This window comes from Halobacillus sp. B23F22_1 (assembly GCF_043497005.1).
Taxonomy (GTDB): Bacteria; Bacillota; Bacilli; order Bacillales; family Halobacillaceae; genus Halobacillus_A.
Map to the genome: position 1 here is coordinate 91,876 of NZ_JBIEKE010000003.1, position 18,416 is coordinate 110,291.

Genomic DNA, 18,416 nt, shown 5'->3' on the forward strand with positions numbered 1-18,416 from the left:
CTGTAATTAGAAGACTGTTTCTAAAGTCAGACAGTATGTTATAATGATAAAATCAATAAAATAAAGTCTGCCATTAAGCAGGAGAGGTTCTAGCTACACCCTCTATAAAAAACTAAGGATGGAACTGTACCTTGCCTTAGGTGCGGTTTTTTTATGGTTTTTGGGTTACTGGAATTCTCTTTTTCACAATTGAAAGGGGAATTTTTTTATGAAGAAAAATAAAGCAGTAGTTGTGTTCAGCGGCGGGCAGGATAGTACGACCTGCTTGTTCTGGGCACTAGATAAATATGATGAAGTCGAAGCGGTCACTTTTGACTATAACCAGCGTCACAATGAAGAGATTGAAGTAGCTGAAGAGATAGCAAATGATTTAAATATAAAACATCATGTACTCGATATGTCTTTGCTGAGCCAATTGGCCCCAAATGCATTAACTAGAGACGATATAGAAGTGACAGACGGAGGGGATGGCGAACTTCCATCTACCTTTGTTCCTGGAAGAAACCTGCTGTTCCTATCATTTGCTACGATTCTGGCAAAACAAATTGGGGCAAAGCACGTGATTACGGGCGTATGTGAGACAGATTTCAGCGGCTACCCTGATTGCCGGGATGTTTTTATTAAGTCACTTAACGTCAGTCTAAACCTTTCAATGGATGATCAGTTCGTTGTTCATACACCGTTAATGTGGCTGGATAAAGCGCAGACGTGGGAATTAGCTGACGATTTAAATGCATTCGATTATGTTAGAGAATATACGCTTACTTGCTATAATGGTGTGCGCGGAGATGGCTGCGGAGAATGCCCTGCATGTAAACTGCGACGTAATGGCTTAGAAACGTACCTTAAGCAGAAAGCTGAGGTGGCTGAATAATGTTTGGTTTTACCATTGTTGAAAACCTACAAAAAATCAATGAAGACATTCAAAAACATGAGCTAAAGTATCACACTAAACGAGTGCTCGTAAGCAAAGAGTTTACTTTCGACGCGGCTCATCATCTTCATTGCTACGAAGGAAAATGTAAAAACCTTCACGGCCATACGTACAAGGTAGTTTTTGGCATCAGCGGCTACACAGATGAGATTGGTCTCGTCATTGACTTTGGCGATATTAAAACCATTTGGAAAGAGCAAATTGAAATTCATCTCGACCATCGATATTTAAATGATACGCTGCCAAAAATGAATACTACGGCGGAAAATATGGTCGTATGGATCTTCGAAAAGATGCACGAAGCTTTAGTGGAAGAACGTGAAGATTATCGTGTAGAATTTGTGAAACTGTATGAGACGCCTACGAGCTATGCTGAGGTACGACGGGAGTGGATGGAAGATGAATAAGTTCCCCATTCTTGAAATATTTGGTCCGACGATCCAGGGAGAAGGTATGGTGGTTGGTCGAAAAACGATGTTTGTACGTACGGCTGGATGTGACTACAGCTGTGCATGGTGTGATTCAGCTTTTACGTGGGACGGAAGCGCAAAAGAAGAAGTACGTCGTATGACCGCAGATGAAATTATAGCAGAGCTTCGGGAAGTGGGGGGCGAGAAGTTTGATCACGTTACGATTTCAGGCGGAAACCCCGCCTTACTGAGAAACCTTCATGAGCTCATTGATCCGCTTCACCAGCAGCACATTGAAGTAGCACTTGAAACACAAGGAAGCCGCTGGCAGGATTGGTTTATTTCAATCGATGACTTAACTATTTCTCCCAAACCTCCCAGCTCAAAAATGAAAACGAACTGGGGAATTTTAGACGATATACTTCAACGTCAAGCTGACCATGAGCGACTTCCAAATACAAGTTTAAAAGTAGTCATCTTTAATGACGATGACTTACAATATGCAGAAGAGGTCCATAGGCGCTACCCTCATATTCCTTTCTTTTTACAGGTAGGTAATGATGATTTAGAAGAAGAAAAGCCGGATCGTCTGGCTTCTGAATTGCTAAATAAGTATGAATGGCTGATCGATAAAGTAATGGACTCTGCCTCCCTGAACCATGTTCGCGTCCTGCCACAAGTCCACGCTTTACTATGGGGAAACAAACGAGGTGTATAGGAACAAAGGCGCAAGTACCCTGGTAAACACGAAACGAAACGCATAATAAAATGGCCGGAGGAAGGCGGCCTTTCCGCAGTGCGGATTGGAGCTGGATGTCACCCACAGTTGGAATTTTATAATTCTCTAGTCAAAATAAAAAGCACATTGGGTACTGGACCTAATGTGCTTTTGCTTTATCATAATGTTCTTTAACAACAACAGCTGCATGAATGGCTCCTGGTACAAAGAAGATCATTGTCAGCAGTAAATTCAATAATGCTTTTCCAAATTGTCCGGTAAATAAAACGGCTACTGGTGGTAGAAATATCGCTAAAATATAAAGCATAAACACAACTTCCTTTCTTTTATTACGTTAGGTTCTTTCTTCTCCCGCGCCACAGCATAATTTCTAAAGCGGCAATACATATGAGCAGCCAGGAGAACCCTAAAGCTAATCCTCCTAGAATATCTGTAAAGTAATGAACGCTTAAATATACACGGCTTAATGAGATGGATAAAATAATGACAAACAATAGACCATTAATCAGCCACTTCGCTGATTTTGTTAATGGACTGATCAAAATAAGATAGATCAAAAAACCGTAAAACACGGTCGAGCCTGTTGTATGACCACTGGGAAAGCTGAAGCCAGTACCGTCATACTGCTCTAATAAGTCAGGCCGCTCGCGCCCAAACGCCACTTTCAACCCTTTCGTCAGTAAACTTATCCCTATCATGCTGATCGCGAAATAAATGGCTACCCACTTGCTAAATGGGATAACAAAAAGCAGACAGATAAATAAAATAATCGATAAAATAGTAATCACTGTGACTGAACCCGCTTCGGTCACCCATCCCATCGTATGAGACAGCCACGAAGCTTCTACAGCACTCACGATGTTAGATGCTGCTGCATCCACTGCAAACTTTTCCTGTTCCAAAACCTCATCTGCAATCTCCGCAAATAGGTAAGACCCGCTCCCCACGATCAGCAGTCCCACTACGATCATAACAATTGACGTTTTAGAGAGGTCCGAAACCTTCGTTCCTGAAAATAGCACATCCGGCCCTCCTCATTCTTAGAATAAGCTATGAGCAAGACTATCTATAGCTTAAGCTGTTGACTTAAAATCTATTCCCCATTTAGAGCACACTAAAACGAGCAGAGAGACTACAGGGGAAATTGAGTGTTTCACAAGCAAACCTAGAGGTTTTGAACGCGAGAATTTCAGCTTACGTATTGTAACCAACATTAAAAGTTGAAAGTAAAAAACTTTTTCATCATCGGAAAGGTTTTCTTGTCATATTTTTTCAATTCACATTGCCTTTTTTGTAAAATGTTGATAAAATTATTAGAAAATTACTAATTTTTCATACAGCTTGGAGGATCATACATGAAGTTATACCTATCGGTCGACATGGAAGGCATCACCGGTTTACCTGATGCGACTTTTGTAGATGCAAGCAAACATAATTATGAACGAGCAAGAAAAATAATGACAAATGAAGCCAATGCTGTCATTCAATCAGCTTTTGACCTTCAGGCAGAAGAAGTACTCGTAAATGACAGTCACTCTAAAATGAATAATCTTCTCGTGGAGCATTTACACCCTGAAGCCCTCCTTATTACGGGGGATGTAAAACCATATTCCATGATTCAAGGCTTAGATGACTCATACGATGGTGCCGTTTTCCTCGGATATCATGCTCGTGCCGATCAGCCTGGCGTTATGTCGCATTCGATGACATTTGGGGTTCGAAACTTTTACATAAATGACACAGTCGTTGGAGAATTAGGTTTGAACGCTTATGTCGCTGGCTATTATGGAGTTCCCCTCATTATGGTTAGCGGAGACGACCGAGTAGCACAAGAAGCCAAACAATTAATCCCTAACATAACGACGGCTTCTGTAAAAGAGAGCATTTCAAGGTCAGCTGTGAAAACATTATCACCAAAAAAAGCCGGGGAGTTATTAGAGGCGAAAACTGCCGAAGCAATACATAATATTAAAAACATTAAACCTTTAACCCCTCCTGACACACCAACGCTGCGCATCGAATTTGCAAACTATGGACAGGCTGAATGGGCAAATTTAATGCCGGGTACAGAGATAGAGCCTAATTCTACAACCGTTTCCTTTCAGGCAAAAGATATATTAGAAGCCTATCAAGCGATGCTCGTCATGACAGAGCTCGCCATGAGGACTACATTTAATTAGGGGGAGCAAAAATGGCCAGATACATATTAAAACGTTTCATCTTAATGGTCGTTACGGTATTAATCATAGCGACCCTCACATTTTTTCTCATGAATTTGCTGCCAGGGTCTCCTTTAAATGAAGAACGATCAACGAATGAAACTGTCCAGCGTAACCTTGAAGCTCATTTCAATTTAGACGAACCGCTCGTTGTTCAATACGTTCTTTACTTAAAATCAATCGCCACCTTCGATTTTGGTCCATCGATTAAACAGCCGACAGAAACCGTTAATTCTTTATTAGGACGCGGATTTCCTATTTCTGCGGAACTTGGCATCTGGACAATTTTAGTTGCCGTTGTATCCGGGATCACGTTGGGCGTTTTTGCTGCATTAAAGCATAACGGAATTATTGATTACATTGCGATGACGATTGCCGTACTTGGGATCTCCATTCCCAACTTTGTGCTCGCCACCATGCTGATACAGGAACTCGCGGTTAACCGGGGATTTTTCCCGGCTGCGACTTGGAGCACACCAAGTCATATGGTACTTCCCATACTCGCTCTAGCTACTGGCCCAATGGCCATTATCGCCCGTCTAACTCGTTCGAGTATGCTTGAAACATTAACACAGGATTATATTAAAACGGCGCGTGCTAAAGGCCTTTCCCCAGTTAAAGTCGTAGTAAAACACGCTTTAAAAAATGCATTAATGCCAGTCGTGACCATCTTAGGGACATTAATGGCCGGTATTCTAACAGGTACGTTTGTTATAGAAAAAATCTTTGCGATTCCAGGAATGGGAAAGTATTTCGTTCAAAGCATCAACCAGCGTGATTATCCCGTTATCATGGGTACTACCGTTTTCTACAGTGCCTTTTTAGTCTTTATGCTGTTCTTAGTCGATATCGCCTATGGACTATTGGATCCACGGATTAAACTTCATGAAAAGGGAGGTGGGTGATATGCTTCCAGCGACGAAACAAAAGAAATACAACCATTCGGACATTCCTGATGAGTGGTTCCAACCGAAACAAAGAGACGAAGAGCAGGCAGAAACCGTCGTCCGCCCATCCCTCTCTTACTGGGAGGATGCTTGGCGCAGGCTGAGGCAGAACAAATTAGCAATGTCTGGGCTTATCTTTCTTATATTTTTAGGATTTATGTCCATTTTCGGACCGATCCTTTCCCCCCACTCCGTATCTGATCAAATATTGTCCAATCAAAACCAGTCTCCTTCCTTAACACATTGGTTTGGAACAGATGACCTTGGACGTGATGTCTTTACGCGTACCTGGTACGGAGCGAGGATTTCATTATTCGTTGGGTTGATGGCAGCCTTAATTGACTTTTTTATCGGTGTTACATATGGCGGCATTTCTGGTTATAAAGGAGGCCGTACAGACAGCTTCATGATGCGTATTATTGAAGTTTTATACGGCTTACCATACTTACTCGTTGTTATTTTGCTTCTAGTTGTCATGGGGCCGAGCTTATTAACGATCATTGTGGCATTAACCGTCACCGGCTGGGTAGGCATGGCCCGAATTGTTCGCGGCCAGGTGCTGCAAATCAAGCATAACGAATTCGTCCTTGCTTCCCAGTCGTTTGGCGCAAAAACAAAACGGATCATACGTAAAAACCTGCTCCCCAATACAATGGGACCAATTATCGTTCAAATGACGCTTACTGTGCCGACTGCTATTTTTGCTGAAGCATTCTTAAGCTTCTTAGGATTAGGTATCCAATCGCCTTTTGCCAGCTGGGGTGTTATGGCTAATGATGCTTTAGGTACCATTTTGTCAGGCCACTGGTGGAGACTGTTCTTCCCTGCCTTTTTCATTTCAGCCACGATGTTCGCTTTTAATGTGCTGGGTGATGGCCTGCAGGATGCACTTGATCCGAAATTAAGGAGGTAACCTCATGGAAAAAATTCTCGATATAAAAGACCTCCACGTCTCATTTGTTACTTACGGCGGTGAGGTTCAAGCTGTTCGTGGAGTTAATTTAGAGTTATACAAAGGAGAAACACTGGCTATTGTCGGGGAATCCGGCTGTGGCAAAAGTGTAACCGCAAATAGCATTATGAAGCTGATCCCCTCGCCTCCTGGCAAAATTAAAAAAGGCTCTATTTACTTTAAAGGCAAGGATATGACGAAATTATCCAATAAAAAAGTCCGTAAAATACGCGGGGTTGACATCTCAATGATTTTCCAGGACCCCATGACAGCTCTTAACCCCACCTTAACAATCGGCAACCAGCTGACAGAGGGCTTAAAGCAGCATCGCAGTATTTCATCAAAACAAGCAAATGACCAGGCAATTGAAATGCTTAATCTTGTCGGAATCCCAAATCCCGATGAACGAATGAAGCAGTATCCGCACCAGTTCAGCGGCGGGATGAGACAGCGAATTGTCATCGCCATGGCTCTAATCTGTGAGCCTGAACTCTTAATAGCGGACGAACCCACTACTGCATTAGACGTTACGATTCAAGCTCAAATTCTACAGCTTTTTCAAAAAATCCAACGTGAAACCGGCGTATCCATAATTTTAATTACACATGACCTGGGTGTAGTAGCTAAAATCGCCAATCGCATAGCCGTGATGTATGCCGGGAAAGTGATTGAAACAGGTACAAGACAAGAGATTTTCTACCGGCCCAATCATCCATATACACAAGGACTATTAAATTCAGTGCCCCGTCTCGATCAAAAAGGAGAAAAATTAGTACCTATTGTAGGAACGCCTCCGGATTTATTCTCCCCACCTGAAGGATGTCCTTTTACAGCCAGGTGTCCAAAGGCGATGGAAGTTTGTTCCCGTGTTTATCCTTTTCAAACGGAGCTCAGCGACACGCACGCTGTCGACTGCTGGCTTCAAGACGAAAGGGCTAAAAAATATACAGCTTCAACGTAACAAAGGGAATCATCATTAAAATTTTGAAAGGGGAAGAGAAAAGATGAAAAAATGGTTAACCGTTCTGCTTGGTGTTCTACTTGTAGTCGCACTTGCTGCTTGTACAGCCGATGAAAATGCCGGCGAAGAAGATGGAGAAGACAATGGAGAAGAATCAAGTGGTGAAGACACAAGTACCCTTCGTTTAAATAACGGGGTTGAACCGACTTCGCTGGATCCACCCATCGGTTTTGATGCAGCTTCTTGGAATGTATTGAATAACTTAATGGAAGGTATGACTCGCTTAAGTGAGGAGCATGAGCCTGAAGAAGCTACTGCTGAAAACATTGAAGTATCAGAGGATGGTACAGAATATACCTTTACGATTCGTGACGACGCGAAATGGTCTAACGGCGATGATGTAACAGCGGGAGATTTTGAATTTGCCTGGAAACGCCTATTAGATCCTGAAACAGCTTCATCTGCAGCTTTCTTAGGTTACTTTATTGAAGGTGGAGAAGAATTTAACAACGGTGAAGGTTCTAAAGACGATGTAATGGTTGAAGCTGTGGATGATAAAGAACTACACGTTACGCTTACAGCACCAACGAACTACTTCTTAAATATCATCTCAAACCCAGCCTTTTTCCCAATTAATCAAAGTGTGGCCGAGGAAAATGAGGAATGGTATTCAGAAGCTGACAGCTTTGTAGGAAATGGTCCTTTTACTCTGGCTGAATGGGAGCATGATAATGAAATGCTTCTAGAAAAAAACGAGGAATATTGGGATGCTGATACCGTAGAATTAGAAGAAGTACACTTTGCTATGGTCGATGATTCCAATACTGAATACCAAATGTATGACAGCGGCGATCTTGATAATTCTGAAATTCCTGCTGACATGGCTGATGAACTATTAGAAAGTGAAGAAGTAACAATTGACGATCAAGCAGGTAACAGCTTCTATCGTTTTAATGTTGAAGAAGAACCTTTCCAAAATGAGAAAATCCGTAAGGCCTTTGCGATGGCTGTCAATCAGGAAGACATCGTAGACTACGTAACCAAAATGGGAGAAGAGCCTGCTCACGGGTTTGTGTCCCCTGGATTTAATGATGCAAACGGTAATGACTTCCGTGAAGAAAATGGCAAGTTAGTTGAATTTGATGCTGAAGAAGCGAAGCAGCTTTTAGAAGAAGGTATGGAAGAGGAAGGGTATGACGAGCTTCCTGAAGTTACTCTTACTTACAATACAGATGACACAAACAAAGCGATCGCTGAAACCATTCAAGAAATGTACAGTGAAAACTTGGAGGTGGATGTAAACCTTGAAAACACGGAATGGAACGTCTTCCTTGAAGACCAGAAAGCGCTGGAGCATCAGCTTTCCCGCAGTTCCTTCCTGGCTGACTATGCTGATCCAATCAACTTCTTGGAAAGCTTTACAACAGATTCTTCAATGAACCGTACAGCTTGGTCTAATGAAGAATATGATGACCTTATCGCTCAAGCGAAAGAGGAAACAGATGAAGAGCAGCGCTTCGAATACATGTACGAAGCCGAACAAATTCTATTTGATGAGATGCCGATTTTCCCAATTCATTTCTACAACCAGGTTTTCCTTCAAAAAGATAATGTTGAGGGAATTGTCCGTCACCCTGTAGGCTATCTTGAATTGAAATGGGCTACAAAAGAATAAACCAGGAAACGGAGAGGACCCATACGTTTAGTATGGGTTCCCCTTCTTTTTACTAAATGGGAGGTAAATCAGATGATCATCCCCAAACGGTTAAGACACGGAAGTACGGTGGGTGTTATTGCACCCGCCAGTCCGCCAAATTTACGATCACTGCAAAAAGCCATTCCATTTCTAAACGGACTTGGTTTAAATGTAAAAGTTGCCCCTCATGTCTCCAGTATTTATGGTTATTTAGCTGGCTCAGATGAACAACGTTTACACGATTTTCATATGATGTTTGCGGATTCCGAGGTCGATGCTATTATTTGTGCAGGCGGCGGTTTCGGTACGAGCCGCATTGTTAATTCAATCGATTATAAAATGGTTAAACAAAATCCTAAAATCTTTTGGGGATACAGTGATATTACCTATTTACATACAGCCCTACGGCAAAAAACGGGTCTCGTGACTTTTCACGGACCAATGCTTAGTTCAGATGTCGGAAAAAAAGAATTCGATCCTCTTTCCAAATCTATGTTTTCACAATTGTTTCACCCCACTCTCCTGGAATACTCAGAGTCTGTCTCCCCACTCCACGTTATTTCAGAGGGAGAAGCCGCCGGAAAGCTTGTAGGGGGTAATTTGTCATTACTCGTTAATACGATTGGTTCTAAATATGAAATCCATACGAAGAATCGTCTCTTATTAATCGAAGATATTGGTGAAGAACCTTATCGCATTGATTCATTTCTAAGTCAATTGAAGCTGGCTGGTAAATTGGATGAAGCAGCTGGAATTGTTGTAGGCGACTTTAAAGATGCCGCTCCTAAGAAAAGAGAAGAATCTCTGTCTTTGCAGGAAGTACTTGATTACTATTTTGCAAACTTAAATAAGCCAGTCATTTCTGGTTTTAAGATTGGCCACTGCCTCCCCCATTACGCGGTGCCTCTCGGAAGTGAATCTACGCTATCAAGCAGGAGTAAATCTTTAAGTGTGCAGCCTGGCGTATCCTAAACGTAGAAAGGAAGAATTACATGGAGATTCAATCCGTCGATACTTACTCTATAGCCGTGCCCTTACATACGCCTTTTAAAACAGCCCTTCGCACCGTTACAGTAGCCGAGTCAATTTTTGTAAAAGTAACGTGCACGGACGGGACGATCGGGTGGGGAGAAGCTCCTCCCACTCATGTCATCACAGGAGAAAGCTTAGCAAGCATCAAATATACGGTAGAAAGTATTTTAAAACCTGCTGTTTTGGGGAAGAGACTGGTAGAAAGAGAAAGAATTTTTGAAAGTCTCCATCGTGCTGTCGTTGGGAACACGAGTGCAAAAGCAGCTGTTGACATGGCTTTATATGACTGTCTTTCTCAAATATGCTCCCTCCCTCTTCACCAATTCCTCGGAGGGTACCACGAAGCTATCGAGACAGACTACACAGTTAGTGTCAATGAGCCGGCACAAATGGCAGCTGATGCAAGTCAGTATGTTGCGAATGGATTCAATGTATTAAAAATTAAAGTTGGAAAAGATGACATTGAAAAAGATATTAAACGGATTGGAGCTATTCGCGAGCGTGTAGGCCACGACCCTCTCATCCGCCTCGATGCCAACCAGGGATGGAGCGTAAAGGAATCGATTTATGCCATCCGAAAAATGGAAGATTTGAACTTTAATATTGAACTCGTTGAACAACCTGTAATCGCTCACGACATTAAAGGGCTTAAACAAGTGAAAGACCACACCTTCACTCCTATTATGGCGGATGAAAGTGTCTTTTCCGTTCAAGATGCCAAGCGGATTTTACAAACAGAAAGTGCAGATTTAATAAATATTAAGTTGATGAAAGCTGGAGGCATCGATCAAGCCTTAAAGATTAATAGGCTGGCTGAGGCTCACGGCATCCCTTGCATGGTCGGAAGCATGATCGAAACGAAGGTCGGAATATCTGCAGCTGCGCATTTCGCAGCAAGTCAGAAAAACATTACGCGTTTTGATTTCGATGCACCTCTCATGCTGGCCGAAGATCCTTTAGATGGAGGCATTGATTTTCAAGGACGCCACATTTCTTTTTCATCCAAAAGCGGTTTAGGCATAACAAATATTCATTTAGAACGTATACTTTCACAGCAAACATGAGGAGGAACATAAATGACGCAAGCTGAAGCTACACGAACAACGTGGGTGGTTCAAGTCCCGGTCGCTACTGTATGGACATCTGAGAACTCTCCTCGTTCCATTGATTTACCTGGTATATCCAATCCATCTCAGATAAAAGAATGGCTGGATAATCTTACGTATGAAACTAGTTTAGCGCTAAGTGATAAAAACTTAGTCCAATCCCAGCTTTTATATGGTGAAGAAGTGATCGTTGATGATGTTGAGGAAAAATGGGCAAGAGTGGTCATCCCGACGCAGCCTTCCAAAAAAGATGATCGAGGGTATCCAGGCTTTGTGCCCATCGACCAATTAAAAGAAGTTCCTGAACATGAATGGATCGGCCAGGGAGTTGCCGTCGTTAATAAGAATACAACTCTTCTTATCGATGAAAAAGGAGAACCGATGTTTGATATAAGCTATCTCACTTCTTTACCAGCACTCGCCCATGAAGAGGGATTTATTAAAGTCCGTACACCTCACGGAATCGGCTATGTTCCTGAACCCGATGTTTCGGTCTACCCATCAAAGGAAGATATCCCAAAAGGAGACGGAGCTGCCATTCTAAAAGCAGGAGAAACATTCGTCGACCTTCCTTATTTCTGGGGAGGCATGAGTTCATACGGCTATGATTGTTCCGGTTTTGCCTACAATATGCATAAAGCTAATGGCTATCAGATTCCCCGTGATGCAACGGATCAAGCCCTATCTGGCGAAAAGGTAGAATTAGATAACATTGAGCCCGGAGATTTGCTTTTCTTCGCTCACGATAATGGAAGCGGAAATATTCACCACGTCGGTATCTATTACGGGGATGGAAAAATGCTCCACTCTCCTAAAACAGGAAAAACAGTAGAAATTATCGATTTAAAAGGAACAATCTATGAAAGAGAGCTTTGTTCGGCCCGCCGGTACTGGAAAGAAGCGGAGGATCAATGATGAATGAAGAAAAGACCTTGCAAGTCCGAAATTTAAAGAAGCACTTTAACTTAGGGAAAGACCGCACTCTAAAAGCGGTAGACGGAATAAGCTTTGATATATATAAAGGAGAAACATTTGGTCTTGTAGGAGAATCAGGCTGCGGAAAATCGACAGCGGGACGGACCATTATGAATCTTTATAGGCGAACCGAGGGAGAAGTGTTATTTAACGATAAGGATGTTCACAATCTCTCAGACGAAGAGAATTTCAAACTAAAAAGACAAATGCAAATGATCTTTCAGGACCCTTATGCTTCTCTAAATCCACGCTCTACCGTAGCTGATATTATTTCAGAGCCTATGATTATTCACAAGCTTTACAAGACGGAGAAAGAGCGTATGGCTAGAGTATATGAATTACTAGAGGAAGTCGGTCTGAATCGAGACCATGCCAACCGCTACCCGCATGAATTCAGCGGGGGCCAGCGTCAGCGAATCGGCATTGCCCGAGCACTTGCACTAGACCCTGATTTAATCATTGCAGATGAACCGATTTCAGCATTGGATGTTTCCGTTCAAGCTCAAGTCGTAAATCTGCTCGAGCGCCTGCAGGAGGATAAAGGTCTCACGTATCTCTTTATCGCTCATGATCTTTCGATGGTTCAGCACATTTCCGATCGAATTGGTGTGATGTATTTAGGGCATATGATTGAACTGACAAGCAGTGAGCAGTTATATGACAAACCGTTGCACCCTTACACCCAGGCTCTTCTATCTGCTATTCCCATCCCTGATCCTGACGTGGAAGACAGCAGGGAACAAGTCATCATTGAAGGAGAAATTCCAAGTCCAATCGATCCACCGAGCGGCTGTGTATTTCGGACACGCTGCCCGCTTGCCATGGAAGCCTGTGCGGAGGTTAAGCCTGTGTGGCAGGAAGTTGAAAGAGACCACTTTGTCGCCTGTCACTTGTACAATGACGCCATCGAAGATAAAACACCGCTGAAAGACCAGCCCGACTTAATAAAAAATTAAAAAAACAACGTGGCCGGTATAAAAGGTAGATCTTTAGCACAATTAAAATGCGAAGCGTTTAGAAAATTTCTTAAACCTAAATAATCCGAACTGATTCGATTCGAATCGTTCGGATTATTTTATACTTTATTCCTTTTCCCAAGATCGTTTATCACTTTAATTGAAGGCTTAACCATTGAAATGCCTGTTTTCCATTTACTTCATGTCCCCCGTCAAATACATTGTTAGAAAAAGCATTTGGGGTATCAAGATTCTCATAAATAGATTCTACTTTTTCAATAGCTTCACGCGCTGTTTCAATAGGAAAAGTTTCATCCCTTACTCCAGCTTCAATAAAAAGCGGCTTGGGCGCAATTAATCCAAGCAACGCCGGCAGTTCACCCACTTTCAGTAAGTCTGGAATATAATTATCCAGGCAATGATCAGCAGCCAAAATACTTCCTTTAAACGTATTGGCAAACCCACTCAAAACAGCGGCTTGCACTCTTCTATCGAGTATAGCTGCGAATGCAGCAATCATCCCGCCACCTGAGAAGCCGGCCACTCCGACTCGAGGGACTCACAAAGAATCATTGTAATCACTTCTGTAGTTCACCTGTAAATGGCAATGATAAATCCAAAACTCATAAGTAAAAAAGAAGCCCTCCTCCTTGGACTGGAAAAGGTGCTTTCATTTTTTATGACATCCATTTGGGAGGCGTGTTTTTATCCCAGTATATTTCACCGATGTCATGATGTTCTTCAAACTGATCTTCATTCAAGTGATAATGAAAATTAAACCAAAATCCTTCACCAGGACGATTGTCGCGTCGTACATCGAAACGAGCAACTTCTTCTTTCGTACGAGCATCATAAATCGTAAAAATCTTTTCACCATATCCTGCTCTCGATTCCTCTGTAATTTCGTAATAAGGAATTTCCTCTTCACCGGCATCACTTACAATCATTTCTAAAGCATATTCTACTTTAGGGAAAATATCTTTCTCAAACTCATCTTCTACTTTATTTAATATTCTAGGGCCCATCTTTGAAATCATCTGATCTTTTGCCTGGGCTGTTATAGTATGTACGTAATCATCAGGTGTCTCACTGGACTCAACAGCACCATGCTCCACAGCCTCTTCCGTGGAGAAATTCAATCCATTTTGGTCTTCTTTAGAAGAAACCTCTTTCTTCTCAGAAGCATCCATCTCCACATCTGTAGGAGGAATATATAAGCCCAGCGTCATAATGGCGACTAAAACGACGAATATTTTTCTAATCCAAAGTTTCATAGAAATAACTCCCTTACACATACTCTATTTAAATTCTACCACTTTTGTGGAAGATGTCTATCCTACATTGGTAATTTTTGAAATCGTTTTCAATAAAATAAAGCACCCATGTGTAGATGGGTGCTTAGTCGAGACGATTAATTCTTGGCTTTGCAGGATTACATGACGGATTTTTTCCTTGTGTTGATTCAGCGAGTTTATATAAATAATAACATTCTTCCCTCGCCATGTGATCTGCCATTAAAGCTGAGAACGTACTTAATACTTCATCAGACAATTCCATTTCTTCAAGTTCCTGCAAGAAACCCATAAACAATTGCATCTCCACTTCTACTTCATTGTTAAATCTCGCTAAAGCCGGAAAACTCTCAAGATTAGTACGCAAATATCCCGTTAACTCAACCGCTTTTAAATAAAACTGTTCAAAGTGTTTCGCAAATTCATCACTTTTCTTCTTTAAACGCTTCTCTACTCCATCTAACTCGTCATGAATAGCACCAGCATGACCTCCTGCATCCAGCAACCACAACGTATGGTGATGCAACTCATGAAAAACCGGCGGCAATTCCCCTTTAGCTAAATAGCCAATAACCAATACGTACTCTTCCAGTTCATTAACCATATGATTAATAAAAGTAGGAGATAAATGAATGCGAATAGCACCTTGTAATTGTCTCTCTAATATTGACAGTTTAAATTGTTTGAACTGATTAACCACACCTGCTATATTTCTCGAAAACCGCGGCATATCACCTACACCTTCAGTTTTTACCCTGCTTAAGTAATCATCAAATGTTTTTACATAGTCCTTCGCCTGTTGAATGGCTTCCCGTTCATCAGGGTACAAAGAGTCCCTAATAAACCTTGCATGATCTCCTAATATCTGCAGCCAAAAAGAATGCTCAAATTCAGCACTTTCCTCATAATTTTTCATGATATTCCCCCCCAGTTATGAACTACACACTTTATTAATGTATGAAGAAAGGGAGGGCACTTATAACAAAAGAAACCTCGCATCAGCTGCCAAGGTTTCATCATGAAGTCATTCATTTACGTTCTTTGTCATTAATCATTTGCTTCAACTCATTCAACTCGTTCATTATTTTACGAGTATCCTCACTCTCTTGCTCAGAGTGTTCAGAAAGCTTTTGAGCATTATTTACAATTTCACCAACAATTAAATTTAAAATAATGAAAGTTGAAATAATAATAAACGACACAAAATAAAGCCATGACCACGTCACTTCAGCAAAAACCGGGCGAAAGACCCCGCTGGCCCAGCTTTCTAAAGTAAAAACCTGAAATAACGTTAGCGTACTAAGACCAACATTTCCAAAATATTCAGGTGCCAGCTCCCTGAAAAAGGTTGTTCCAATAATGGCGTAGACATAAAAAATAATTCCCATTAAAATCGTAACAGAGCCAATGGCAGGAATAGCCAAGAAAAGAGCTGCGGTCAATCTGCGTAATGAAGGGACTACGGAGATCGTTCGAAGGACCCTGAGAACTCGTAGAATCCTTAACACACTTACTAAGTGGGTGTTATATAGAACTAAACTGCCTATTACAATAACAAAATCAAAAATGTTCCATCCATCTTTAAAGAATTTCTGGCGGTACACGTAGAGTTTTAAAACAATTTCTATGGTGAAAACAGCAAGGATTAAGGCATCCAGCCCTAGAAAAATAGTTTCATAGTTATTATATAAAGAAAGATTAGTACCTAGCCCGATAAGCATAGCATTAATTAATATAATGGCTAATATGAACCTTGAAAACCAGGGGTGTTCAATAAAACTTTGCAGCTTCAACTTCTTTCCCACTTTCTATCGACTGTTTTAAGTAAAGTTTTTTAACAAGTAACTTCGCCCATAGTAAAAGCCCCTGCACTTGCGCAAGAGGCTCGATTATTACCCATAAACCATGATAACATACATACATCTTTGGATTCGTGTCGTTTGTTCACAAATTTCCAGATATCTACGAGGCTATAGCTAAAAAAAAGCAAAGTAAACTGCAAGTCAATTTGATAAATATGCCCTTTCTGAAAAATTCGTCAACAAATCGTCAACAACAAGCTAATATGTCAATTTAACAGACATAAGAAAAAACCCTTGCGGCGCAAGGGTTTTATTAGTGGAGCATAGCGGGCTCGAACCGCTGACCTCTACACTGCCAGTGTAGCGCTCTCCCAGCTGAGCTAATGCCCCATATATTTTCTCGACAAAAACTATTATATAATGACTACACTCAAAATATCAAGGGGAAAATTTGTTTACTATAAAGTCTCATTTCGATTACATCTGTTTAGGCAATTTTTATAACGGGAAACTCTCGTACTAAGGAGGCGATCTTATGAAACCCAAATTTAAAGTCTTTCACGACGACGAACAATTGAGTGAATCTATTGAGAGCATCCGTAAAGATGGAGTAAATGATGATGACATTTACATCCTGGCTCATGATAACGACCATGTTAGACGCAGTAAGAGAAAAACAGATGCAAATAAAATTGGTGTTAAAGAGACGGGTCTTGGAACAGCGACAAAAAACATTTTCAGAGGTAAAGATGACAAATTAATATCAAAAATGAAAGAAATAGGTTTTGAACAGGATAAAGCACAAAAACTGGAGAAAGAATTAAATAAAGGAAAATCCTTGTTAATTGTAACCAATCATGATCAGGTAAATTTCTAATGGCCTTAATTAATAGGCCATTTTTTCTTTCACCACTAAAAAACCTATCTTCCCACCTCACTTGTGTTAGGTAAAAAGATAGGCTCAGTTTCTAACTACTCAGCTACAGCTTCTTCTTTTTCTTCCTTCAGCTGATCCACTAAATTTTTCAACAGCTGCATTCCATCATTTGTGCCGATGGATTCGGGGTGAAATTGGACGCCTTCAATAGGGTATTCCAGATGTCGGATGCCCATAATTTCACCTTCGACAGTCGCTGCTGTAATTTCAAAGCACTCAGGAACGTCTTTTTTATCAACGATCAGAGAATGATAGCGCATCGCTTCCATAGGGTTGTTAAGGTCTTTGTAAATCGAACAGCCGTCGTGAAATATTTCGGAGCTTTTCCCGTGCATCAGACGGTCAGCACGTACGACCTTGCCTCCGAAGACTTGGGCGATCGATTGATGACCGAGACACACCCCAAACATCGGAATCCTTCCCTTATAGCGGTCAATAACATCCAGGGTAATTCCAGTTTCATCTGGGGAACAAGGCCCCGGGGATAGAAACAAAAGGTCTGGCTTCCGTTCGTCGATCTCTTCAAATGTTACTTCATCATTCCGTCTTACAATCACTTCTTCTCCAAGCTCACCCAAGTACTGGACAAGGTTGTAGGTGAAAGAATCGTAGTGGTCGATCATATAAATCACTCTGCTCAGCTCCTCTACTCTAGATTCATTTTACGAGTTCATGAATCTCTTGATAAAAACGTTCGAGAGCTTCTTTTTCTTTCCCGTTCTCAAACGCTTCCAGCTCGCCTTCAATCAATCGAATGATTTTACTTCCAATAATGACACCGTCGGAATGCTCTCTCACAAGCTGTACGTCGTCGTTTGTTGAGACGCCGAATCCTACGGCCACCGGAACACTGCTGTGTTCTTTTACTTTTTTTATAAACGATAACGTTTCAGCAGACATTTGATTGCTTCCACCTGTAACGCCTAGTGTGGAAACGCAATATAGAAACCCTTTGGCATGCTCAGCGATTTGCTTAATACGCGTATCAGAATTAGGAGCAACTAAAGAAATAAACTCCACGCCTTTTTCTTCTGCCAGTCTACGAATTTCTTCACTTTCTTCGTATGGAAGGTCAGGGATGAGTACACCCTCTGCGCCATTTTCCTCAAGCATTTCGAAAAATTGGGCATAGCCCAGCTGCAGTACAGGGTTATAATACGTAAATATGACGACAGGTATCTCAACACCCGCTTCACGCAGCTTAGGTACAAGCTCAATGGCCTTCGTTAGAGACATGCCCTGCTTTAATGCACGCTGTGCGGCACGCTGGATCGTGGGGCCGTCAGCCAGCGGATCAGAATAAGGTACTCCTAATTCAAGAATATCCGCACCAGCTTCCTGCAGCTTCAGAGCAAATTGTATCGTTAATTCAGGAGTTGGATCGCCCGCTACGACAAACGGGATGAACAAATCGTCTGTTTTAGTCAGCTTCCCTTGAAATGATGTTTGCATAAGCAT

The 18,416-nt window shown here is 41.6% G+C and carries 21 protein-coding genes, 1 tRNA gene and 1 riboswitch; of the genes, 13 read left to right on the forward strand and 9 right to left on the reverse strand.

Features of this window, described 5'->3' with window-relative positions:
• Positions 1–77 precede the first annotated feature (77 nt).
• Positions 78–122: riboswitch (PreQ1 riboswitch) on the forward strand.
• An 86-nt stretch (positions 123–208) separates the two neighbouring features.
• From queC to queE, 3 genes are read left to right on the forward strand one after another with little or no spacing between them, the layout of a single operon-like run.
• Positions 209–874 (forward strand): 7-cyano-7-deazaguanine synthase QueC, encoded by a 666-nt coding sequence (queC, locus tag ACGTNH_RS15515; RefSeq protein WP_394587834.1) that lies wholly within the window; start codon positions 209–211, stop codon positions 872–874.
• A complete protein-coding gene (queD, locus tag ACGTNH_RS15520) occupies positions 874–1,341 on the forward strand; it encodes a 6-carboxytetrahydropterin synthase QueD (RefSeq protein ID WP_394587836.1) in 468 nt (155 codons plus the stop codon). The genes queC and queD overlap by 1 nt, the downstream gene beginning before the upstream one ends.
• Positions 1,334–2,062: a 7-carboxy-7-deazaguanine synthase QueE gene (queE, locus tag ACGTNH_RS15525; protein ID WP_394587838.1), complete on the forward strand. Its 729-nt coding sequence runs from the start codon at positions 1,334–1,336 to the stop codon at positions 2,060–2,062. Before queD ends, queE begins: the two co-directional genes overlap by 8 nt.
• Before the next feature lie 160 nt (positions 2,063–2,222).
• Here queE and ACGTNH_RS15530 read toward each other — a convergent pair whose 3' ends face one another.
• Positions 2,223–2,390, reverse strand: a complete 168-nt coding sequence (locus tag ACGTNH_RS15530; RefSeq protein WP_394587840.1) for a YqaE/Pmp3 family membrane protein — start codon at positions 2,388–2,390, stop codon at positions 2,223–2,225.
• A 22-nt stretch (positions 2,391–2,412) separates the two neighbouring features.
• The gene (locus ACGTNH_RS15535) at positions 2,413–3,105 is read right to left on the reverse strand and encodes a phosphatase PAP2 family protein (protein ID WP_394587841.1); all 693 of its coding nucleotides are present in this window, start codon (positions 3,103–3,105) and stop codon (positions 2,413–2,415) included.
• 333 nt (positions 3,106–3,438) lie between these two features.
• On the opposite strand from ACGTNH_RS15535, the gene dppA reads away from it, so the two are divergent.
• The 9 genes from dppA (at position 3,439) to ACGTNH_RS15580 (ending at position 12,927) form a co-directional block, all read left to right on the forward strand.
• Positions 3,439–4,263, forward strand: a complete 825-nt coding sequence (gene dppA, locus ACGTNH_RS15540) for a D-aminopeptidase DppA (RefSeq protein ID WP_394587843.1) — start codon at positions 3,439–3,441, stop codon at positions 4,261–4,263.
• 11 nt (positions 4,264–4,274) lie between these two features.
• Positions 4,275–5,207 carry an ABC transporter permease gene (locus ACGTNH_RS15545; protein ID WP_394587844.1) on the forward strand — a complete coding sequence of 311 codons (933 nt, stop codon included), beginning with the start codon at positions 4,275–4,277 and terminating at the stop codon, positions 5,205–5,207.
• 1 nt (position 5,208) lies between these two features.
• Positions 5,209–6,162 carry an ABC transporter permease gene (locus tag ACGTNH_RS15550; RefSeq protein ID WP_394587845.1) on the forward strand — a complete coding sequence of 318 codons (954 nt, stop codon included), beginning with the start codon at positions 5,209–5,211 and terminating at the stop codon, positions 6,160–6,162.
• Positions 6,163–6,166: 4 nt separating this feature from the next.
• Positions 6,167–7,162: an ABC transporter ATP-binding protein gene (locus tag ACGTNH_RS15555; RefSeq protein WP_394587846.1), complete on the forward strand. Its 996-nt coding sequence runs from the start codon at positions 6,167–6,169 to the stop codon at positions 7,160–7,162.
• Between the two features lie 43 nt (positions 7,163–7,205).
• Complete coding sequence (locus ACGTNH_RS15560; RefSeq protein ID WP_394587847.1) at positions 7,206–8,837, forward strand: peptide ABC transporter substrate-binding protein; 1,632 nt, start codon at positions 7,206–7,208, stop codon at positions 8,835–8,837.
• A gap of 72 nt (positions 8,838–8,909) precedes the next feature.
• A complete protein-coding gene (locus ACGTNH_RS15565; protein WP_394587848.1) occupies positions 8,910–9,830 on the forward strand; it encodes a S66 peptidase family protein in 921 nt (306 codons plus the stop codon).
• 20 nt (positions 9,831–9,850) lie between these two features.
• Positions 9,851–10,954 carry a mandelate racemase/muconate lactonizing enzyme family protein gene (locus ACGTNH_RS15570; RefSeq protein WP_394587849.1) on the forward strand — a complete coding sequence of 368 codons (1,104 nt, stop codon included), beginning with the start codon at positions 9,851–9,853 and terminating at the stop codon, positions 10,952–10,954.
• Between the two features lie 12 nt (positions 10,955–10,966).
• Entirely contained in the window at positions 10,967–11,911 is a 945-nt protein-coding gene (locus ACGTNH_RS15575) for a C40 family peptidase (RefSeq protein ID WP_394587850.1), read from the forward strand.
• On the forward strand, positions 11,911–12,927 hold the full coding sequence (locus tag ACGTNH_RS15580) for an ABC transporter ATP-binding protein (RefSeq protein ID WP_394587851.1): 1,017 nt from the start codon (positions 11,911–11,913) through the stop codon (positions 12,925–12,927). The genes ACGTNH_RS15575 and ACGTNH_RS15580 overlap by 1 nt, the downstream gene beginning before the upstream one ends.
• Before the next feature lie 151 nt (positions 12,928–13,078).
• Here the strand turns inward: ACGTNH_RS15580 and ACGTNH_RS15585 are convergent, their stop codons facing one another.
• From ACGTNH_RS15585 to ACGTNH_RS15605, 5 genes are all read right to left on the reverse strand, one after another.
• Entirely contained in the window at positions 13,079–13,447 is a 369-nt protein-coding gene (locus ACGTNH_RS15585; protein ID WP_394587852.1) for a hypothetical protein, read from the reverse strand.
• Positions 13,448–13,604: 157 nt separating this feature from the next.
• Positions 13,605–14,201, reverse strand: coding sequence for a YpjP family protein (locus tag ACGTNH_RS15590; protein ID WP_394587853.1), 597 nt, complete (start codon positions 14,199–14,201; stop codon positions 13,605–13,607).
• A gap of 124 nt (positions 14,202–14,325) precedes the next feature.
• Positions 14,326–15,135 (reverse strand): DUF2935 domain-containing protein, encoded by an 810-nt coding sequence (locus ACGTNH_RS15595; RefSeq protein ID WP_394587854.1) that lies wholly within the window; start codon positions 15,133–15,135, stop codon positions 14,326–14,328.
• A gap of 112 nt (positions 15,136–15,247) precedes the next feature.
• On the reverse strand, positions 15,248–16,012 hold the full coding sequence (locus tag ACGTNH_RS15600) for an ion transporter (RefSeq protein ID WP_394587855.1): 765 nt from the start codon (positions 16,010–16,012) through the stop codon (positions 15,248–15,250).
• 326 nt (positions 16,013–16,338) lie between these two features.
• Positions 16,339–16,411: transfer RNA gene (locus ACGTNH_RS15605), tRNA-Ala, on the reverse strand.
• Positions 16,412–16,556: 145 nt separating this feature from the next.
• Here ACGTNH_RS15605 and ACGTNH_RS15610 point away from each other — a divergent pair.
• Positions 16,557–16,898, forward strand: coding sequence for a YflT domain-containing protein (locus ACGTNH_RS15610; protein WP_394587856.1), 342 nt, complete (start codon positions 16,557–16,559; stop codon positions 16,896–16,898).
• A 95-nt stretch (positions 16,899–16,993) separates the two neighbouring features.
• Here ACGTNH_RS15610 and ACGTNH_RS15615 read toward each other — a convergent pair whose 3' ends face one another.
• Positions 16,994–17,590 (reverse strand): anthranilate synthase component II, encoded by a 597-nt coding sequence (locus ACGTNH_RS15615; protein ID WP_394587857.1) that lies wholly within the window; start codon positions 17,588–17,590, stop codon positions 16,994–16,996.
• Positions 17,591–17,615: 25 nt separating this feature from the next.
• Positions 17,616–18,416, reverse strand: a complete 801-nt coding sequence (gene trpA, locus ACGTNH_RS15620; protein ID WP_394587858.1) for a tryptophan synthase subunit alpha — start codon at positions 18,414–18,416, stop codon at positions 17,616–17,618.

Excerpts from the sequence above, each read along its gene's own strand:
- ACGTNH_RS15580 (WP_394587851.1), top strand. The coding sequence starts at position 11,911 with ATGAATGAAGAAAAGACCTTGCAAGTCCGAAATTTAAAGAAGCACTTT.
- trpA (WP_394587858.1), bottom strand. The coding sequence starts at position 18,416 with ATGCTTATGCAAACATCATTTCAAGGGAAGCTGACTAAAACAGACGAT.
- ACGTNH_RS15575 (WP_394587850.1), top strand. The coding sequence starts at position 10,967 with ATGACGCAAGCTGAAGCTACACGAACAACGTGGGTGGTTCAAGTCCCG.
- ACGTNH_RS15595 (WP_394587854.1), bottom strand. The coding sequence starts at position 15,135 with ATGAAAAATTATGAGGAAAGTGCTGAATTTGAGCATTCTTTTTGGCTG.
- ACGTNH_RS15530 (WP_394587840.1), bottom strand. The coding sequence starts at position 2,390 with ATGCTTTATATTTTAGCGATATTTCTACCACCAGTAGCCGTTTTATTT.
- queE (WP_394587838.1), top strand. The coding sequence starts at position 1,334 with ATGAATAAGTTCCCCATTCTTGAAATATTTGGTCCGACGATCCAGGGA.
- ACGTNH_RS15560 (WP_394587847.1), top strand. The coding sequence starts at position 7,206 with ATGAAAAAATGGTTAACCGTTCTGCTTGGTGTTCTACTTGTAGTCGCA.
- queD (WP_394587836.1), top strand. The coding sequence starts at position 874 with ATGTTTGGTTTTACCATTGTTGAAAACCTACAAAAAATCAATGAAGAC.
- ACGTNH_RS15555 (WP_394587846.1), top strand. The coding sequence starts at position 6,167 with ATGGAAAAAATTCTCGATATAAAAGACCTCCACGTCTCATTTGTTACT.
- ACGTNH_RS15545 (WP_394587844.1), top strand. The coding sequence starts at position 4,275 with ATGGCCAGATACATATTAAAACGTTTCATCTTAATGGTCGTTACGGTA.
- ACGTNH_RS15570 (WP_394587849.1), top strand. The coding sequence starts at position 9,851 with ATGGAGATTCAATCCGTCGATACTTACTCTATAGCCGTGCCCTTACAT.
- ACGTNH_RS15585 (WP_394587852.1), bottom strand. The coding sequence starts at position 13,447 with ATGATTGCTGCATTCGCAGCTATACTCGATAGAAGAGTGCAAGCCGCT.
- ACGTNH_RS15590 (WP_394587853.1), bottom strand. The coding sequence starts at position 14,201 with ATGAAACTTTGGATTAGAAAAATATTCGTCGTTTTAGTCGCCATTATG.
- queC (WP_394587834.1), top strand. The coding sequence starts at position 209 with ATGAAGAAAAATAAAGCAGTAGTTGTGTTCAGCGGCGGGCAGGATAGT.
- dppA (WP_394587843.1), top strand. The coding sequence starts at position 3,439 with ATGAAGTTATACCTATCGGTCGACATGGAAGGCATCACCGGTTTACCT.
- ACGTNH_RS15565 (WP_394587848.1), top strand. The coding sequence starts at position 8,910 with ATGATCATCCCCAAACGGTTAAGACACGGAAGTACGGTGGGTGTTATT.
- ACGTNH_RS15610 (WP_394587856.1), top strand. The coding sequence starts at position 16,557 with ATGAAACCCAAATTTAAAGTCTTTCACGACGACGAACAATTGAGTGAA.
- ACGTNH_RS15550 (WP_394587845.1), top strand. The coding sequence starts at position 5,209 with ATGCTTCCAGCGACGAAACAAAAGAAATACAACCATTCGGACATTCCT.